Source organism: Devosia sediminis (assembly GCF_016411825.1).
GTDB lineage: Bacteria > Pseudomonadota > Alphaproteobacteria > Rhizobiales > Devosiaceae > Devosia > Devosia sediminis.
Window position 1 is genome coordinate 411964 of the sequence record NZ_JAEKMH010000002.1, and the last position, 18694, is coordinate 430657.

At 64.5% G+C, this 18694-nt stretch carries 17 protein-coding genes; 11 read left to right on the forward strand and 6 right to left on the reverse strand.

Features of this window, described 5'->3' with window-relative positions:
* The first annotated feature begins 40 nt into the window (after positions 1-40).
* Positions 41-967, forward strand: coding sequence for a hypothetical protein (locus JEQ47_RS09330; protein WP_198876133.1), 927 nt, complete (start codon positions 41-43; stop codon positions 965-967).
* Here JEQ47_RS09330 and JEQ47_RS09335 read toward each other — a convergent pair.
* Positions 964-2112, reverse strand: a complete 1149-nt coding sequence (locus JEQ47_RS09335) for a PA0069 family radical SAM protein (protein ID WP_198876134.1) — start codon at positions 2110-2112, stop codon at positions 964-966. The genes JEQ47_RS09330 and JEQ47_RS09335 overlap by 4 nt on opposite strands.
* A 374-nt stretch (positions 2113-2486) precedes the next feature.
* Here JEQ47_RS09335 and JEQ47_RS09340 point away from each other — a divergent pair, with 374 nt between their 5' ends.
* Positions 2487-3959 carry an MDR family MFS transporter gene (locus JEQ47_RS09340; RefSeq protein ID WP_198876135.1) on the forward strand — a complete coding sequence of 491 codons (1473 nt, stop codon included), beginning with the start codon at positions 2487-2489 and terminating at the stop codon, positions 3957-3959.
* Between the two features lie 58 nt (positions 3960-4017).
* On the opposite strand, the gene moaB is transcribed toward JEQ47_RS09340, so the two are convergent.
* From moaB to JEQ47_RS09355, 3 genes are all read right to left on the reverse strand, one after another.
* Complete coding sequence (gene moaB / locus JEQ47_RS09345) at positions 4018-4554, reverse strand: molybdenum cofactor biosynthesis protein B (RefSeq protein WP_198876136.1); 537 nt, start codon at positions 4552-4554, stop codon at positions 4018-4020.
* Positions 4532-5857 carry an MFS transporter gene (locus tag JEQ47_RS09350; RefSeq protein WP_198876137.1) on the reverse strand — a complete coding sequence of 442 codons (1326 nt, stop codon included), beginning with the start codon at positions 5855-5857 and terminating at the stop codon, positions 4532-4534. Before JEQ47_RS09350 ends, moaB begins: the two co-directional genes overlap by 23 nt.
* 93 nt (positions 5858-5950) lie before the next feature.
* Entirely contained in the window at positions 5951-6766 is an 816-nt protein-coding gene (locus JEQ47_RS09355) for a uracil-DNA glycosylase (protein WP_198876138.1), read from the reverse strand.
* 77 nt (positions 6767-6843) lie between these two features.
* Here JEQ47_RS09355 and JEQ47_RS09360 point away from each other — a divergent pair, with 77 nt between their 5' ends.
* The 3 genes from JEQ47_RS09360 to JEQ47_RS09370 all read left to right on the forward strand — a co-directional run bounded on the left by JEQ47_RS09360 (position 6844) and on the right by JEQ47_RS09370 (position 11209).
* Positions 6844-8496, forward strand: a complete 1653-nt coding sequence (locus JEQ47_RS09360) for an electron transfer flavoprotein-ubiquinone oxidoreductase (RefSeq protein ID WP_198876139.1) — start codon at positions 6844-6846, stop codon at positions 8494-8496.
* Positions 8497-8589: 93 nt separating this feature from the next.
* Positions 8590-10323, forward strand: coding sequence for a tetratricopeptide repeat protein (locus JEQ47_RS09365; RefSeq protein WP_198876140.1), 1734 nt, complete (start codon positions 8590-8592; stop codon positions 10321-10323).
* Positions 10324-10330: 7 nt separating this feature from the next.
* The gene (locus JEQ47_RS09370) at positions 10331-11209 is read left to right on the forward strand and encodes a 4-(cytidine 5'-diphospho)-2-C-methyl-D-erythritol kinase (RefSeq protein ID WP_198876141.1); all 879 of its coding nucleotides are present in this window, start codon (positions 10331-10333) and stop codon (positions 11207-11209) included.
* 38 nt (positions 11210-11247) lie between these two features.
* Here the strand turns inward: JEQ47_RS09370 and JEQ47_RS09375 are convergent, their stop codons facing one another.
* Positions 11248-12267 carry a polyprenyl synthetase family protein gene (locus JEQ47_RS09375; RefSeq protein ID WP_198876142.1) on the reverse strand — a complete coding sequence of 340 codons (1020 nt, stop codon included), beginning with the start codon at positions 12265-12267 and terminating at the stop codon, positions 11248-11250.
* A gap of 199 nt (positions 12268-12466) precedes the next feature.
* Here JEQ47_RS09375 and JEQ47_RS09380 point away from each other — a divergent pair, with 199 nt between their 5' ends.
* From JEQ47_RS09380 to JEQ47_RS09395, 4 genes are all read left to right on the forward strand, one after another.
* A complete protein-coding gene (locus JEQ47_RS09380; protein ID WP_198876143.1) occupies positions 12467-13141 on the forward strand; it encodes a tRNA1(Val) (adenine(37)-N6)-methyltransferase in 675 nt (224 codons plus the stop codon).
* Positions 13142-13188: 47 nt separating this feature from the next.
* Complete coding sequence (locus JEQ47_RS09385; RefSeq protein ID WP_198876144.1) at positions 13189-14028, forward strand: S49 family peptidase; 840 nt, start codon at positions 13189-13191, stop codon at positions 14026-14028.
* Between the two features lie 7 nt (positions 14029-14035).
* Positions 14036-14269, forward strand: a complete 234-nt coding sequence (locus tag JEQ47_RS09390) for a hypothetical protein (protein ID WP_198876145.1) — start codon at positions 14036-14038, stop codon at positions 14267-14269.
* Positions 14270-14344: 75 nt separating this feature from the next.
* The gene (locus tag JEQ47_RS09395) at positions 14345-15247 is read left to right on the forward strand and encodes a glycine--tRNA ligase subunit alpha (protein WP_198876839.1); all 903 of its coding nucleotides are present in this window, start codon (positions 14345-14347) and stop codon (positions 15245-15247) included.
* Between the two features lie 140 nt (positions 15248-15387).
* On the opposite strand, the gene rnk is transcribed toward JEQ47_RS09395, so the two are convergent.
* The gene (gene rnk / locus JEQ47_RS09400) at positions 15388-15795 is read right to left on the reverse strand and encodes a nucleoside diphosphate kinase regulator (RefSeq protein WP_198876146.1); all 408 of its coding nucleotides are present in this window, start codon (positions 15793-15795) and stop codon (positions 15388-15390) included.
* Positions 15796-16098: 303 nt separating this feature from the next.
* On the opposite strand from rnk, the gene JEQ47_RS09405 reads away from it, so the two are divergent.
* Both JEQ47_RS09405 and JEQ47_RS09410 read left to right on the forward strand, forming a co-directional pair.
* A complete protein-coding gene (locus tag JEQ47_RS09405; protein WP_198876147.1) occupies positions 16099-16656 on the forward strand; it encodes a LemA family protein in 558 nt (185 codons plus the stop codon).
* A 139-nt stretch (positions 16657-16795) separates the two neighbouring features.
* Complete coding sequence (locus JEQ47_RS09410) at positions 16796-18673, forward strand: DUF2207 domain-containing protein (protein ID WP_198876148.1); 1878 nt, start codon at positions 16796-16798, stop codon at positions 18671-18673.
* The last annotated feature ends 21 nt before the right edge of the window (positions 18674-18694 follow it).

The following is an 18694-nucleotide window of genomic DNA, read 5'->3' on the forward strand; positions in this document are numbered from 1 at the left end:
GCCGGCGGCGCGGTAATGCGCTGGCTGCGCGGAGGCTGCCATGGCTGTTGCCACACGGATCGTGCGTTTCCTTGTCCTGCTTCTGGGGCTGGCGTCACCAGCCCTGGCCCAGGACGAGCAGGACCTGCTGCACTACCAATATGATCCGCCGCTCGACACGGACATCGTCCATGCCTTCGAGATCGTCAGCACGGTGATCGTGGGGGAGATCGAGCATGTCGAGCGCTGGACGCATGACGTGGTCATTCGTCTCGACGAGAAGGACGGCGAGGAATTCACTGGCACCTTTGAACTGCGCAATGTCGTCAATCTCGAAAATGCCGAGGAAGATTTTCAGTACCTGGTGGCCCGGTCGCTGGAAGGCGAGCCTTTCGCGCTGCGCATGCTCGATCTTGGCCTCGCCTCGGAAGTCGATTGGCCTGCCATCGAGGCGCGGTTGGAGGAGCGCATTCCCGAACTGATCGAGCCCGCCAAGGCCGATATTGTGCTCGCGTCGCTGGATTTGATTCCCGACAAGACCAAGGTGGTCCTCCGGCCCATCGATGCGATCGGCCAGGCCTATGTTTTCCCTTTCAGGAAGGACGGCGAACTGCACCGGCTGGAGAATGCGGGGAAGCTCACCTACCTGGCGCTCGATCCTGCCGTCATCGAAATCGGCGGCGGCTTTGACCAGGAGCCACAGGCCTATATTCTCGATTGGCTGGTCACGCCCCAATCCGACCTGGCGCTGGAGGCGCTGGAAGCGGAACTACAAAGGCTCGCCAATACGCTGGGCAGCCAGCTCGACGGCGACAGCACGTCAATCATCGATCAGGCCGTTGCCGAAGGCATCAACGCGGCCGAGGACGGCTATGCCATATACGACCTCGACCGTGGCCTCGTGCAGGAAGCCACCATCACGGCTTTGATCGGCTCCGACGCCGTCGCCTATGGCACGCGGATCAAGATGACGCTTACGTCGCCCTAGAACAGGCTCATCTGCGGGCTGTCCACCTTGGGGGGCTGGAACAGGTCGATGCGCAGGGGCGGCAGCTTGGCTTCGAGGCCATAACGCTCGCGGGCCTTGTCGAAGCGCTGGCGCAACAGCGTGGCATAGGGGCCTTCGCCGGTCATGCGCGTGCCCCAACGGGCGTCGTAATCCTTGCCCCCGCGCGTGTCGCGGACCAGTGACAGCACATGGCGCACCCGATCCGGGAAATGCCGCAGCAGCCACTCCCGGAAGACGTCGCGCACCTCGCCCGGTAGCCGCAGGAGGATCATCGACGCACTGACCGCGCCCTGCGCCTTGCCGGCATCGAGAATGCGCTCGAGTTCCATGTCGTTGATGGCAGGGATCATCGGTGAGGCGAAGATGGCAGTGGGAATGCCCGCTTCGCTCAGCAGCCTTATGGCCTCCAGCCGCCGTGCCGGAGAGGACGCGCGAGGCTCCATCTTGCGGCTGAGCTTGTGGTCCATCGAGGTCACCGACAGCGCAACCTTGACGAGACCGAGCTTGGCGAGCTCGGTGAGAATGTCGAGGTCCCGGGTGATCAGCGCCGACTTGGTGGTGATCATCACCGGGTGCCTGGTTTCCAGCATGACTTCGAGAATGCCGCGCGTCAGCTTGTGACGGCGCTCGGCGGGCTGGTAGGGATCGGTATTGGTGCCCATGGCGATGGGCTTGGGCCGATAGTTCTTCGCGGAGAGCTCAGCCCGCAGGGCCTCGACGGCATTGGTCTTCACATAGATGTCGCGCTCGAACTCGATCCCGGCAGAATGCCCGAGATAGGCGTGGGTCGGCCGCGCGAAGCAGTACGAGCAGCCATGCTCGCAGCCGCGATAGGCATTGATAGAGCGCTCAAAGCCGATATCCGGACTGTCATTGGTGGTGATGATGGTCTTGGCGCGCTCGGCATGCTCCACCGTCTCGAACAGCGGCAGCGGTTCGACCGTGCCCCAGCCGTCGTCGAAACCATCGCGCTGATGCGTCTCGAACCGGCCCGAGCGATTGCTCTGCGCCCCACGCCCGCGAATGCGGTCGGGCTGCATCAGTTCGCGCCGCGCCAAGTCGGCGTCGCGGCTGCGGCTCAGGCGCTCGAGGGCTTCGAAAGAGGGGGCCTGATAGGGGGCCATGGTCCTGTCTCCTGACTAGGCGAGAAAGGAATCGCCTCCCTTTCAACGCATGAACAGGCTATCAGGTTAATGAGAACGAAACAAGAACACAAGTATGGGCGGAGAGCACCGTTGCGCCACATATCGGCATGGTCGCCATGCATTACAAGACTTTACGCCAAGGGCCTGCGGGCGTAGAGAACCGCTCCCGCCGGCTCTGTCAGCCGTCTGGAGGCGAAGGGCTTCCAGTTCACTATAACGACCTCCGAGGTAGTTGAGGCCTTCGGTGGTTTGCTGTTGCTGACAGGCGCTGTCGCAAATTTTTGCTTGCTTTGTCGAAAGCCATCCGACCGCGCCGTCGTAGGGCTGGAACACGATCTCGAAAGGGTCCCGAGATGACACTCGACGCCACCATGGATGCCGTGCCGCAAAGTGCGCCGCACCACCCTGACAACGCCGCGCGCAATCGGTTGGTCATTGCCATCCTGCTTGTGTCCACCTTCGTGGTGTTTCTCAACGAAACCATCATGAGCGTGGCCATTCCGCACCTGATGGCGGATCTGGGCATTGCCGCCAGCACGGCGCAGTGGTTAACCACGGCCTTTCTGCTGACCATGGCCGTCGTGATCCCGATCACCGGCTTTCTGCTGCAGCGCATCAACACGAGGCCGATCTTTCTCCTCGCCATCTCCATCTTCTCGGTGGGCACGCTGGTCTGCGCGCTCTCGCCCGGCATCGAGCTGCTGATTGCCGGCCGCGTCGTCCAGGCCGTGGGCACGGCCATCATGATGCCTCTCCTCATGACCACGGTCATGACGCTGGTGGCGCCCGAAGCGCGCGGCAAGACCATGGGTAACATCTCCATCGTCATGTCGGTGGCCCCGGCCATCGGCCCGACCATTGGCGGCTTCATCCTGGCGCACTACGACTGGCGCTTCATGTTCTATTTCACCCTGCCCATCGCCCTCGGCGCGCTGGTCCTCGGTGCCTTGCGGATCCGCAATGTGTCGACCCCGCGCTATGCGCCGCTCGACTACCTCTCGGTGGTCTTGTCGGCACTGGCCTTTGGCGGCCTGGTCTATGGCCTCTCGAGCCTGGGCGAAGGCGCCGGCCACCCATCCGCCATCCCGGCCTGGGTGCCCGTCGCCGTCGGCCTTGCGGCCATGGCCGTCTTCGTCTGGCGGCAGACCCGGCTGCAGGACAAGGCCCTGCTCGACCTGCGCACCCTTCAGCACAAGAACTATTCCTTTGCGCTGATCGTCATGGCCATCGCCATGGTGGCGCTGCTGGGCAGCTCCATCCTCCTGCCGATCTATACCCAGAACGTGCTCGGCCTCGACACGCTGCAGACCGGCATGATCCTGCTGCCGGGCGGCCTGCTGATGGGCTTCATGGGCCCGATCGTCGGCCGTCTTTACGACCGCGTCGGTCCGCGTCCGCTGCTGGTGCCGGGTGTGATCCTGGTGTCGCTGGTCATGTGGGCATTGACCATGGTTAGCCAGTACACGCCGATCTGGGCCGTGGTCGCGGGCCACATGACGCTGAGCTTCGGCCTGGCGCTGGCCTTCACGCCGCTGTTCACCGCCTCGATGGGTTCGGTGCCCATGCCGCTCTACTCGCATGCCAGCGCCATCCTGGGTTCGGTGCAGCAGGTGGCAGGCGCTGCCGGCATCGCGCTCTTCGTGGCTGTGATGAGCCTGCGGACCGCATCGGCCGCAGCCGAGGGGCTGACCGGGGTGGACGCTCTGGCCGCCGGCATCCGCTCGGGCTTCCTCTGCGGCGCCATCGTGTCAGTGCTGATGGTGATTGCGGCCTTCTTCGTGAAGAAGCCGGAAGGCGGCGGACCGGGCATGCCTGCGGGTCACTGAAACCCGTTCATCCAAAAGGTCCAGGAGGGGTGCCGGGTAAACCGGCGCCCCTCTTTTTTTACCGTTCGTCGAGCCGCGGCATCAGCTCGACGAAGTTGCAGGGCTTGTGCCGATAGTCGAGCTGGTGGGTCAGAATGCCCTCCCAGCCATCGCGACAGGCGCCGCGCGAGCCCGGCAGGCAGAACACGAATGTAGTGCCGATCAGCCCCGCCGTGGCCCGCGACTGCAGCGATGAAGTGCCGACAGTTGTTGCAGAATATTGGTGAAAGAGCACCGAGAACCCCTCCATCCGCTTGTCGAACAGCGGCTCGATGGCCTCCGGCGTCACGTCGCGACCGGAAAAGCCGGTACCGCCGGTGGTGAGGATCACGTCGACCTCGGGCTCCGCCACATAGGCCTGCACCGCGGCGCGGATGAGCTGGATGTCGTCCCGCACGATCCTACGCTCGAAACACCTGTGACCATCGGCCTCGAGCAGAGATTTCAGCAGCGCCCCACCAGTATCGGTCTCGAGCGTCCGCGTATCGGAAACGGCGATGACGGCAATGGAGAGCGGCTTGAACGCCCGATCCTCAAACCGGCTTGTCTTGAACATTCTGGTCGCGCTCCGCTGTCTCTATCAGTTCATCGGGCACGCTCTGCTCGCGATGCACCGGGAATTCGTCGTCGTCACTATCAGCGCGCGGATCGAGCACAAAGCTCTCCGGCGTCGCCTGCTTGTCGCTCACCGGCTGGAACGGCGTACGGCCCGCGACATCGACGCTCTTGCGCACACGCATGCGCAGATAGGCCGTGCCAGCCAGCGCGCCATGGAAGGTTGCGGTGACGACGAACAGACCCACCGGGTGCCAGGCGCCCATGATCATGGAAGCGACGGCCGGACCGATGGCGAGGCCCAGGCCCATGATGAGCAGCATGCCTCCGGCGATCTTGGCAAAATCGCCATCGCGGGCAAAGTCATTGGCGTGAGCCACGGCCACCGCATAGATCGGGTTGGCGGCAAAGCCATAGGCTGCGAACAACACATACATGCCCCAGCCAGCCTCGGGATTGATGATGGCGGTGAGCGCCCCCACCACGGCTGCAAAGCCGGAAAGGCCGATCATCACCAGCCGGCGATCGATGCGGTCGGAGAGGCGGCCGAAGGGGACCTGAGCGATGGCGCCCAGAATGGCGGCGATCGCAAAAAGCAGCGCGATGCCGCTGGCATCCAAGCCCTGCTCATAGCCATAGACCGGCGCCAGCGTGCCGAAGGCACCATTGGCCATGCCGCAGGAAAAGGCGGCGATCACCGCGACCGGCGAGGTCTTGTAGAGCAGCTTGAGGTCGAGCTTTGCCGATTGTAGCGGCCGCGGCTGCGGGCTCGATGTGAGGGCGGTGGGGAGCACGGCGCAGATGAAGCTGATGGCGCCGATGACGAAGGGGACATAGCCGGCCGTACCGGTGATCGACATGGCGATCTGCCCCAGCGTCGAGGCGGCCATATTGATGGTCACATAGATCGAAAAGATGGTGCCGCGACTCTTGTTGTCGGCAACCTCGTTGAGCCAGCTCTCGACGATCATGGCGGCGCCGGCAAAGCAGAAGCCGCTGAGGGCACGCAGCACGATCCAGCTCACGTCGTTGATCCAGAGGAGGTTGAGCAGGATGGTGATCGTGCCGATGGCCGCCATGACCGAGAACGCCCTTATATGGCCGGCCTTGCGCACGATCAGCGGCACGAACAGCGAGCCGGCGACGAAGCCGACCGACCACCCGGTGCCGATGAGACCGAGGGCGAGCAGGGAGAAGTTCTCCTCGGCGCCGCGCACCGAGAGGAGCAGGCCCTGCAGGCCGCCGCCGAACATCAGCAGCGCAGAACCAAGGAAAAGGGCATAGATTTTGATGACGGAAGCCATGACGCTATCGGCCTTCGTTGCGGGTCGGATGGGTGCAAATCACTCAACACGACCATAGCGCGTGCGGTTGCGCTGGCCAGCCGGAAATTACCCTCAGCCGATGCCCATTTCGTCCATCCTGCGCCGGAAGCTCAGGAGGTCGCGCCAGGCCTGCTGCTTGGCGGGCGGATTGCGCAGGAGATAGGCCGGATGGAGCGTGGGCAGGGCGGCGACCTGGTGCGCGCCGATGGCAATGTCCTGCCACTGGCCGCGCATCTTGATGATGCCGGCAGTGGTCTTGAACACCGTCTGCATGGCCGGGCCACCCAGCGTCAGCACGAGCCTGGGCGCCACCAATTCCACCTGTCGGAGCAGGAAGGGAAGGCAGAGCTCCATTTCCTCGGGCGTCGGCGTGCGATTGCCGGGCGGGCGCCAGGGCACGGTGTTGACGATATAGACGGAGGTGCGGTCCAGCCCGATGGCGCCCAGCATGCGGTCGAGCAACTGGCCCGAGCGTCCGACAAAGGGCTTGCCCTGTCGATCTTCCTCGGCGCCGGGCGCCTCGCCGATCAGCATCACTTTCGCGTCCGGATTGCCATCGGCAAACACCAGTTGGGTGGCGCGGAACTTGAGGCCGCAACCGTCATAGGCGTCCAGAATGCCGCGCAGTTCGTCGAGCGATTGCGCCTTGGCAGCCAGTTGCCGCGCCTCGGCCGGGTCGCCGCCGATGGGGCCTTGCGACGGGATGGCGGCCGCCGGCGCTGAGGCAGGCTGCGCGGCGGCGCGCGGGGGCATGGTCACTGCGGCGGGCGGCTTCTGCGCGAAGCGGTCGACCGGTTCGTCGACCACGGCCAGATCCACTCCGGCCGCCCGATACCAGTCGAGCACCGAGAGCAGTTCGGCATTGTTGAGCGGTCGATCTTGAGACATCGGCCCCGTTATGTCACACCCCGTCCGAGGCGACCAGTCGCCAATCCCTGCGCCTTCGCCCCAAAGGTGATTTGTCCATGGCTGAAGCCGGCAATCGTGAAACGCTGACGACCGATGTGCTGATCGTAGGAGCCGGCCCTTCGGGCCTGGCTGCTGCCATCCGGCTCAAGCAGCGTCATCCCGACATTGCCGTGACTGTGGTGGAAAAGGCTGCCGAAATCGGTGGCCACATCCTCTCCGGCGCCGTCATGGATCCGGTGGGGCTCGATGCCCTCATCCCAGACTGGCGGCTCAAGGGCGCACCGGTCGGCCCCAATGTCACCGAGGACACCTACCATTTCCTGACCCGGACCGGCGATTTCGCCTTTCCCCATGCGCTCGTGCCGCCGCAGATGCGCACCGCCGATGGCATCATCGTCAGCCTCGGCGACCTCGTGCGCTGGCTCGGCGAGCAAGCGGCCGAACTCGGCGTTGATATCTTTCCGATGACCGCGGCCGTCGATGTGCTGCGCAGTGGCGATGGCCCGGTGCGCGGCATCATCACCGGCGATCTTGGTCGCGATGCCCAGGGCAATCCCAAGCCCGGCTTTGCCGAGGGTATTGCGCTCGAGGCCAAATATACGCTGATCGCCGAAGGCGCGCGTGGATCGCTGGCCAAGGGGCTCATCGCCGATTTCGACCTGACCCGGAATGCCAGCCCGCAGAAATATGGTCTCGGCATCAAGGAAGTCTGGGAACTGCCGGCAGATCGCCACGAGGAAGGCCGCGTCGACCATTATCTCGGCTTCCCGCTCGACAACGCGACCGGCGGCGGCGGCTTTGCCTACCATGCGCAGGACCGGAAGCTTTATCTCGGCCTCGTCGTGCACCTCGACTACGCCGATCCGACCCTTTCGCCCTTTGACGAGTTCCAGCGCTTCAAGACCCATAAGTCGATTGCTCGCCTGCTCGAAGGCGCAACCCGTATCAGTTACGGCGCGCGCGCCATCACGGCGGGCGGCTGGCAGGCCATTCCTGACCTGGCCTTTGCAGGGGGCGCACTGATCGGCTGCGCGGCCGGCTTCATGAATGCCCCGCGATTGAAGGCCATCCACAATGCCATCCTCTCGGGCATCGGCGCTGCTGACGCTGTGGGCGAGGCGGTTGCCGCGGGACGCCAGCATGATCGCATCGACGATCTCGCACACCATGTTCTCTCCACCGGCATCGAAAAGGAACTGCGCGGGGTGCGCAACCTGAAGCCGCTCTGGAGCCGCTTCGGCACGCTGGCCGGCGCCTTCCTTGGCGGGTTCGACATGTGGTGTCAGACCGTGCTGCGTTTCTCGCCTTTCGGGACGCAAACCTGGTCGACGCCGGATGCAGGAAAACTCAAGCTGAGGAAAGACGTGGCACCGCGCCAGTACGACCGGCCAGACGGCAAGACCACGTTCGACCGGACATCCTCGGTGTTCCTCGCCAATCTGGCGCATGACGAGGACCAACCGGTGCATTTGCGGCTTGCCGACCCGGCCGTGCCGGTGCGGGACAACCTGCCGCTCTATGGCGAGCCGGCGCCGCTTTATTGCCCGGCCGGGGTCTATGAAATGGCCGAGGAGGGTGGCGCGCCGGTGTTCCGCATTCATGCCGCCAATTGCGTGCACTGCAAGACCTGCGACATCAAGGATCCGGCCGGCAACATCACCTGGGTGCCGCCGGAAGGTGGCAGCGGCCCGAACTACAACGGAATGTGACTGCGCAAGGGGCAGCGGCCTTGCGTGCAGTCGCAAAACGGACAATCTTTGCGCCCATCGCAGCCGTTATCGGCAACGGGAGTATCTGAGCACGTGACCCTGCTTTCCAATCGACCTGTGCAGCGCCTGGCCATCGTGGCGCTGCTGGCCCTGTTTGCCACCCCGCTGGCGGCGCAGACAGGCGCGAGCCTATCGGTACAGCAGGCCGCGCAGGACATCCTCAATCTGTTCCGGCCCAGCGCGACCGGCGCCTATATGGCAGGCCAGCAGGCGCTCAAGGACCTGCGCACCGACGAAGCCGCGCGGTATTTCTCCGATGCGGCGCAGGCGGATTGGGACAATCCCGTTCTGGTGGAGCGCGCCTTCGTAGCGCTGGCGACCGACGGACAGATCGGTCGTTCCGCCTCGACCGCCCGCCACATGCTCGAACTCGATGCCGAAAACGAACTGGCTGAACTCGTGGTGGCGACCGAAGCGCTCAAGGAGCGTCGCTATGCCTCCGCAGCCCGTCAGTTGTCGGAGATTTCACAGGACAGTTTCAGTGGCATCACCGCGGGTATCCTGCGCGCCTGGGCGCTGGTCGGCGACAACAGGGGTGCCGAGGCACAGGCCCTGATGGAAGAACTCGGCGCGACGGCTCTCGAGGACTTCCTGGTCTTCCACCGCGCGCTCATGGCCGAGGCCGCCGGTGACACGGAACTGGCGCTCGAATTGGCCGAGAGGGCCTTCAATGCCGAGCCGTTCGTGGCGCGCATGGCCGAGGTCTATGCCCGCATGCTGGCCAATTCAGGTGATTTCCAAGCTGCCAAGGACGTCATCGACGCGTTCGAAGCCGATGGCCTCACCCATCCCATCATCGACCTCGTGAGCGATGCCGTCGACGAGGGTCGTCGTCCGGGCGTCTTCGCAGCCAATGTCCAGGTGGGGGCGGCCGAGATGTTCCACGGCATCGGCGTGGCCCTGGCACGCGACGGCAGCGCGGACCTGGCACTGGTCTTCCTCCGCCTCGGCGTCTACCTCGATCCCGGCGCCGACGTGATTTCGCTGGCGCTGGGCCAGTTGCTGGACGAATCCGGCCAGCACGACGCGGCCAATGCCATCTACGATGCCATTTCCGCCAATTCCCCGCTCAAGCCCATGGCCGTGGTGCGCGTGGCGCAGAACCTCGATGCCGTCGGCGATCGCGACGAGGCCATTCGCCGCCTCAAGAATATCGTGGCGACCCGTCCGAACGATCTCGATGCGGTATCCGTGCTGGGCGACCTGCTGCGCTATGACGAGGATTATCTTGCGGCGGCCGACGCTTACGGCAAGGCCCTGGAGATTTCGGGTGGCGAAGCGCCCAGCGACTGGCGCTTCTATTATGTGCGCGGCATCGCCTATGAACGGGCCAAGGAGTGGGAAAAGGCCGAGGCCGATTTCCTCCAGGCGCTGGAGCTCAATCCCGACCAGCCGCAGGTGCTGAACTACCTCGGTTATAGCTGGATCGACCAGGACATGCATTTCGAACGGGCGCTCGAGATGATCGAGAAGGCCGTCGAGGCGCAGCCCCAGGACGGGTACATCATCGATTCGCTCGGCTGGGCCTTCTACAAGCTCGACCGCATGGAGGAAGCCGTCGAGACGCTGGAACGCGCCGTCATGCTGTTGCCCAACGACCCCGAGATCAACGACCATCTCGGCGACGCCTATTGGAAGGCCGGGCGAAAGCTGGAAGCCCGCTTCCAGTGGAATATCGCCCGCTCGGTCGACAGCGTCGGCAATGTGGCCGAGCGCGTCGCGCCCAAGCTCGCCGATGGCCTGACGCCCGCGACCGAGACCGAATAAGTCGTTGATGGGCGAAGCCGCGTTCGAGGCAGCGCCAGCCAAGATCAACCTGGCGCTGCACGTGACGCGCCGGCGCGAGGACGGCTATCACGATCTCGAAAGCCTGATCGTCTTTGCCGATATCGGCGATGACCTGACAGCCGAGGCGGCTGATGCGGACAGCCTGGCCATTTCCGGTCCCTTTGCGGAGGGACTGGGGGCAGGGCCGACAAATTTGGTATTGCGCGCCGTGGCCGCCTTTCGCGCCCGCTGGCCCGAACTGTCCCCGCCGGGTCTCAAACTGCATCTGGTCAAGAACCTGCCGGTGGCCTCCGGTATCGGCGGCGGCTCCGCCGATGCGGCCGCCGCCTTGCGCATCATGGTGGCGTTGTCGTCGGGGCCTGTGCCTGTCCCTGAACTGCTCGACCTTGCGGCCGGGCTCGGCGCCGATGTGCCGGCTTGCCTGCTGTCGCGGCCGCTGGTGGCGCGCGGCGTAGGCGAAATCCTCTCGCCGCTGGCGCAGTTTCCGCAGCTCTACATCACCCTCGTCAATCCCAAGGTCCCGGTCTCGACACCCGATGTGTTCCGCCGGCTGCGGGCGCATGACAACTATCCGCTGCCGGCGCTGCCCGAGCCGCTGACCAGGCCGGCACAATTGGGGCTCTGGCTCAACGAAACGCGCAACGACCTCCAGCCGCCCGCTATCAAGCTGGTGCCCGAAATCGGCGTCATCGTCGATGAGCTGGCCGAGGCGCCCGGTGTCATGCTCTCGCGCATGTCCGGCTCCGGCGCGACCGTGTTCGGCCTCTTCGGTTCGGAAGGTCAGGCGCACGACGCCGCCAGCCAGATGCGCAAACTGCATCCGGATTACTGGGTAGGCACAGCACCGGTATTGGGCGTGAGCTAGCGCAGCGTGTGTCGGAAAATCGTGAGTCGCACGGCCGATCAGCTCGCGCGGCTGACCGAATGGAGCACGACGTCGGCCAGGATCGACTTCATCTCGCTCTCCGGCAGGGGCGAAAGAGCGGCGATGGCGGCGCGGGCGTGGGCCTGCGCTTTTTCAAGCGTCTGGCCCAGCGTGTCATAGCGGTTGAAGATCGCCACCACCTGGTGCACTTCGAGGTCAGTCGCCTCCGCCTTGCCCAGCGCCGAGGCGATGATGGCGCGTTCGCTTTCGGTCCCGGCCTTGAGGGCGAGGATGACAGGCAAGGTCATCTTGCCCTCGCGCAGATCGTCGCCGACATTCTTCCCCAGCGTGCCGGACTGGCCGCCATAGTCGAGCGCATCGTCGACGAGCTGGAAGGCATTGCCCAGTTCGAGACCATAGAGTGCCAGGGCCTTGCGGCCGGCCTCGTCGGCGCCGCCCGACATCGCGCCCACTTCGCAGGCCGCCTCGAACAACACCGCCGTCTTGGCGCGGATCACTTCGGCATAATCCTCGGGCGTAGTATCGAGATCGCCGGTCTTGGCGAGCTGGAATACTTCGCCCTCGGCCATCACGGCGGAGGCCGCAGAGAGCACGCCCAGCGCGTCGACATTGCGGGTCTCGACCATCATCATGAAGGCCTGGCCCAGCAGGAAATCGCCCACCAGGATCGACGCCTTGTTGCCCCAGACCATGCGGGCCGCCGGCTTGCCGCGGCGCATGTCGCTCTCATCCACGACATCGTCGTGGAGCAGGGTGGCATTGTGCATGAATTCGACGGCGGCGGCGAAATTGATGGCGCTGCCATTGCCCTTGGCAAACAGGAGGGCGGCGGCGACGGTGAGCATCGGACGCAGGCGCTTGCCGCCACTGTCGATGAGGTAGCGCGCCAGTTCGGGCACCATGTCGACATGGCTTCTGGCGCGATCGAGGATCAGCGCATTGACGCGCGCCATGTCGTCCGCCGTGGCGGCCATCAGCCGCTCGACCGGGTTCATCGCTGGCGCTTCCTTGATCTGGGGCAGAACTGACACCGCCATAAAGTCCTTGTTGCCTTGCCTGGCAAATCGGGTTGAGACCGTCACGCGAGGCCATGTAAGGTCGCACGAAACCAGCCATCCGGGTGCGATGTCCCTAGACCAGCCAACCGAGTTTGTAAAACACCAAACCGTCACGCGCGATGCCTTTTTGGGTGGTCGCCTCACTCTGTCACAGCCCCGCAACGGTTTTCGCGCCGGCATGGACAGCGTGCTGCTTGGCGCGGCGGTGGCGGAAGGCTGTGAAAGCCTGCTCGATCTCGGCGCGGGCGTCGGTACGGCCGCCATGGTGGCGCTGGCTATGGGCCGGGCGGGGCACGCGGACCTCGTGGAGCGCGACCTGGCCACGGCGGAGCTGGCCCGAACCAACCTCGCCGACAATGGATTTGCCGATCGTGGAAATGTCCTCGCTGTGGATATCCAAGCCAGGGCCGCCGCACGCCGGGAGGCCGGGTTGCGGGACAATGCCTATGACGTGGTGATCGCCAACCCGCCGTTTTTCGACGCGGGGAAGGGGACACCAGCGCCGCAGGCAACGCGCGCCGAGGCCCGTCATATGGGCAGCGCGGCGCTGGACACCTGGATTCGGTGCGCCGCCGGCAGCGCCAGGGCGGACGGCTCGGCAATCGTCATCTATCCGGCCCAGGGGCTGACCGCGCTGCTGGCGACCTTCGAACAGCGCTTTGGGTCCATCACTGTGCTGCCGCTGGCACCCCGGCCGGGCGAATCCGCGACCCGCATCCTGGTGCGGGGCATAAAAGGGTCGCGCGCGCCGTTGCGGCTGCTCTCGACCCGCCCCCTGCATGGGCCGGAAGGCCATGGCTTTGCCCCGGAATTCGACGCCATATTTCGCGGACGCGCGGCGCTCGACTGGTAATCGCCGGCGACGGTTCCTAAATGCTGAGCAATCCGAATGGAGGGGACATGTCCGAGACGCCAGCCAAGCGCAACTGGATGAGCCGTATGCTGCACCGCCCGACGACTGTGCCGGTGGTGCGGCTCCATGGCGTCATCGCGGCCGAGCAGCGCCAGGGCCGGCTCAACATTGCCTCGGTCGGGCCGCTGCTCGACAAGGCTTTCGGCATGAAATCGGCGCCGGCCGTGGCCATCGTCATCAATTCCCCGGGCGGATCGCCGGTTCAGAGCCGGCTGATTTCCAAACGCATCCGCGACCTTGCCGACGAGCATGGCAAGCCGGTGCTGGTCTTTGTCGAGGATGCGGCGGCTTCGGGCGGCTATTTCATCGCCGTGGCCGGCGACGAGATCTTCGTCGATCCCTCGTCCATCGTCGGCTCCATCGGCGTCATCATGGCGACTTTCGGCTTTGTCGGCGCGCTCGACAAGCTCGGCATCGAGCGGCGCGTGCATACGGCGGGCCGCAACAAGTCGACACTCGACCCGTTCCTGCCCGAAAAGGCCGAGGACGTTGAACGCATCGAGCGCTTCGAACTCGAAATCCACGAGGTCTTCATCGACCACGTCAAGGCTGGCCGGCGCGGCCGCCTCAAGGCCGACGACGACACCCTGTTCACCGGCGAGTGGTGGACTGGCCTTCGCAGCGTGGACCTTGGCCTCGTCGATGCGGTGGGCGATCTCCATGCCGTCATGCGCGAGCGCTATGGGCCCGACGTGGTGCTCAAGCCCATTGCGCCAAAGCGCCCATTCTTCGGTCTGCCGCGGCTGGGATTTTCCGCACAAGGCGTGGTAGAGGACGTCACCAGTTCACTTGAGGAGCGCGTCTGGTGGGCGCGCCTGGGTCTCTAGGTCTTCGATGCTGCTGCGCATTCTGCTTTTCGTCGGCCTCGCCATCTTTGTCTATTTCGGCGTCCGCCGCATCTGGAAGGATTGGTCGAACAAGTTCAACCATGATGCCGAGGAGGCCAAGCGCCTTGCCCGCGAGCGCGACAAGCTCGAGCGCCAGCGCACCGACGTGATCGATCTCAAGCGCGGCGACGACGGCACCTACCGGCCCAAGGATGGGAGCGATGCCGACAAGCGGCATTGACCGCTTGGGCCTGCCAAACTAGAGGTTTGTCCCGCATATTGCAGGACAAAACCGATGACCGACCGCCCCGCGCACATGGACCCCAAGAATTCCTTCCAGGGTCTGATCCTGACGCTCCAGCAGTTCTGGGCCGAGCAGGGTTGCGTGGTTCTGCAGCCCTATGACATGCAGATGGGTGCCGGCACTTTCCACACCGCGACGACCTTGCGCGCGCTGGGCCCGAAACCCTGGAAGGCCGCCTATGTGCAGCCCTCGCGCCGGCCCAAGGACGGGCGCTATGGCGAGAACCCCAACCGGCTCCAGCACTATTACCAGTTCCAGGTGATCCTGAAGCCGTCGCCGGACAATATCCAGCAGCTCTATCTCGACTCGCTGGCCGCGATCGGCCTCGACCAGTCGGTGCACGACATCCGTTTCGTCGAGGACGATTGGGAAAGCCCGACCCTAGGCGCCTGGGGCCTTGGCTGGGAATGCTGGTGCGATGGCATGGAAGTCAGCCAGTTCACCTATTTCCAGCAGGTCGCGGGTTTTGAGTGCTCCCCCGTGCCGGGCGAAATCACCTACGGTCTCGAGCGCCTCGCCATGTATGTGCAGGGCGTGGAGAACGTCTACGACCTCAATTTCAACGGCCGCGAAGGCGCCGAAAAGGTGACCTATGGCGACGTCTTCCTGCAGAACGAGCAGGAATCCTCGAAGTACAATTTCGAAGCTGCCGATACCGACATGCTGTTCCGCCACTTCGAGGACGCGGAAAAGGAATGCCGCGCCATCCTCGCCAAGGGCGCCGAAGCCAATCGCCAGACCATGGCCATCCCGGCCTATGAGCAGGTCGTGAAAGCCTCGCACAATTTCAACATGCTCGACGCGCGCGGTGTGATCTCGGTCACCGAGCGGCAGAGTTATATCCTGCGTATCCGCGAACTGGCCAAGGCCTGCGGCGAGGCGTGGCTGCAGACGGCGGGCGGCGGCGCGGAGTAACGCGATTATCTGCCGCGGACGCCGCACCCCCACCGAGTCGCCCTCAGGCTTGACCCGAGAGCCGCCATTGACGTTCAAGCCCGAGGGCGGCGTAGTGGTTTTGACACGATCACAGATGGTACCGCCATCATCCTCAAGCGTTACGCCAGAACCGGCGCCTCGACGCTGAGAATAGTCAGCTTGTGCCGCTTGTCGGCCCGGTCGCGCCAGGTGATCGACTGGCCGGCCTTGAGGCCGACCAGCGCCACGCCGATGGGTGTCATCACAGAGATCCGGCCCTGCTCGATATCGGCGTCGACCGGATAGACCAGCGTCACCGTCTGTTCAGTGCCGGAATTGGTTTGATATGCGACGCGCGAGCCCATGCGGACGACGCCCTCGGGGAGCTTGTCGTCGGCGACCACCTTGGCGCGGTCGAGCTCGGTAAGCAGGGTTTCCGCCAGGTCAGGAGTACGGTCGAGGCCGGCTTCGCCCAGCGCGTAAAGCTTGGCATGGTCCGACTTGCCCAGGGTGAGGGCAGGGGTGAGGTCGCGCCTGATTTCAGTCATTTCTTGTTGTCCTTGTAGATAAGCGCAGCGGCGCGACGGATCGCGCTCGCAGAAAAGAATTGTGGGAGTGAACTGCGCCGGAGATCGGGTTGCGACCTGCCTTGAGCCCTAAACAGGCTCCGGCGTGAGCGTGCCTAGGGCATCTATCCTTCGAGGATGATGGTGCAGCGATGGGCAATGCGCGTGTTCATGCTGTAAAAGCTAGGCATTGGCGCCCTGAAGGTCAAGCCCGGCACGTCAGTGCCGTTGCAAAGCCCCGGCCAAACTGCCAGTGTCCGGCCACATTGCTTGACGGAGCGCACAATGTTCGGATGGGTCATTCTTGCCCTGGTCGTCGGCGTCGTCGGCTATGCCATCGTCATCTATAACGGCCTTGTTTCCAACCGGCAGATGGTGCGCGAAGGCTGGTCAGGCATCGACGTGCAATTGAAGCGCCGCACCGACCTCATCCCCAACCTGATGGAAACGGTAAAGGGCTACATGGCCCATGAGCGCGAGACGCTCGACGCCGTAGTCAATGCCCGCGCCAAGGCCACCAGCGCGGCCGCATCAGGCCCGGCCGCTCGCGCCCAGGCCGAAGGGGAACTCTCAGCCGCCCTCGGCCGGCTGATTGCGGTGGCCGAGGCCTATCCGGACCTCAAGGCCAACACCACATTCCTCGAATTCCAGACCGCCCTGCAGGGCGTGGAAGACGAAATCCAGATGGCCCGCCGCTACTACAACGGCGCCGTGCGCAACCTCAACATCCAGGTGGAAAGCTTCCCCTCGAACCTCGTCGCCAATGCTTTCAAGTTCGAGCAGGCCGAGTATTTCGAGCTCGAGAACGAGGCCGAACGCGCCGTGCCCCAGGTGAAGTTCTAGGCCTGCTCCCCACACTCGGGGTCATTCCCGCGAAAGCGGGAACCCCTGTTCGCGGTGTTGCAAAGAAACGGAGGTTCCCGCTTTCGCGGGAATGACGCGGATGAAGGTGCTCGTATCCGTCCTTGCTCGGATTGGGGTGATGTTGATCACTCTTGCCACCCTCGCCGTGCCCACCGTGGCGCGCGAGCAAATCCGGGCATTCGGCAGCGACGTTCAACTGCGCACCGACGGCTCGGTGGATGTGGTCGAAACCGTCGACATCAATGCCGAAGGCGTGGAGATCCGCCGCGGCATCTATCGCGATATCCCGGTGACCATGCTGGGCGCGAGCGGCAACAAGATCCGCATCGATCTCGATGTCACCGCCGTGACCCGCAAGGGCAAGCCGGAAATGTTCCGGGTCGAGCGCATGGGCGATTTCCAGCGCATCTGGATCGGCGATCCCGATGTCATGCTGCCCTATGGCGAGCACCGCTATACCATCTCCTACACGATGGAGCGCATGGTCCGCCCCACCGCCGACAACGCGGGCGACGAGCTCTACTGGAATGCCACGGGCAATTACTGGGCCTTCCCAATCCTTTCCGCCGTGGCGCGGGTGCGGCTGCCCGATGGCGCCGTGATCGAAGACCTCGCTGGCTATACCGGCCGCGCCGGATCCACCGAACAGGCTGTCACCATCACGCGCGAAAGCGATACTAGTGCCATTTTCCGCAGTCAGCGCCCCCTGGGCGCGGGCGAAGGCATGACGGTTGCCGTGTCGTTCCAGAAGGGGATCGTCGCCTATCCCGAAGGCGCCGATGCGTTGCTGCAGAGCATCTCGGACCTGCGCGACGTGTGGCTGCCGATCTTGGCGGTCATCCTGCTGCTGGTCTACTATCTCACCACCTGGTCGCGGGTCGGTCGCGATCCGCCCAAGGGCACGATCATCCCGCTGTTTCACCCGCCCAAGGGCTTCTCCCCGGCGCTGACGCATTTCGTGCACAAATGGGGTTTTGCCAATTCCGGCTGGACGGCGATGACGGCGGCGATCTTCGATCTCGGGGTCAAGGGTCTCATTACCATCAAGAACCCGACCCAGACGCTGACGGTGGAGGTAACCGGCAAGCAGCCGGAAACGAAACTGCCTGTGGGCGAGCAGGTGCTGTTCTCCTATTTCGAGGGTCACCGCTCCGTGACCTTCAACAAGGCCAACGGCAAGGACCTCGGTACCAAGCGCGGCGAATTCACCGCTGCCATCGAAAGCGAGAATCGCAAGCGCTGGTTCAACAACAACTGGGGCTATGCCATAGGCGGCTTCGTCATCGCCGCGGTGATGATCGGGCTGATGGCTGTGTTCGGTGTTATCGACCCGGTCTGGCTGGTGGTTGCGGTCTTCGGTGGCATCATCCTCGGCATTCTCGGTGGTGCCGCCTATTCGATGCTGAGTTCTGGAGGCTGGTTGCAGAAGGCGTTCCTGGCGCTGTGGGCCGGCATATTCGTCTTCAATTTCGGCGGCGGCCTGCTGGATACCTTTACCGGCTTTTCGATCAACACCGCGGTCATCGCCGCCGGCTCGATGGTGATGATCTGCGTGATCTTCACTGTGCTGATGCGCGCGCCGACCATCCAGGGCCGCAAGGTCATGGACGAGATCGAGGGCTTCAAGCTCTATCTCGAAACCGCCGAGCGCAACCGGCTCAATATCGTCAACGAACCGCCGATGACTGTGGAGCGCTTCGAACGCATCCTGCCCTATGCCATCGCCCTCGAGGTGGAAAAGCCCTGGTCCGAGCACTTCGAGGCCGAGCTGGCGCGCAATGCCGTGTCCGACGGCCGCGATCGCTATTCACCCGCCTGGTATTCGGGCAGCCGGAATTTCGACTCCGGCAACCTGTCGCGCGCCATCAGCACTGCCTCGGCCGGGATGGCGGCCGCCATGGTCGCGGCCCAGCCGGTGCAGGCCAGCTCGTCCGGATCGGGCGGCGGCGGCTTTTCGGGCGGTGGTGGCGGCGGTGGCGGCGGCGGCGGGTGGTAACCAGCCGGTCGAATGGGCGAT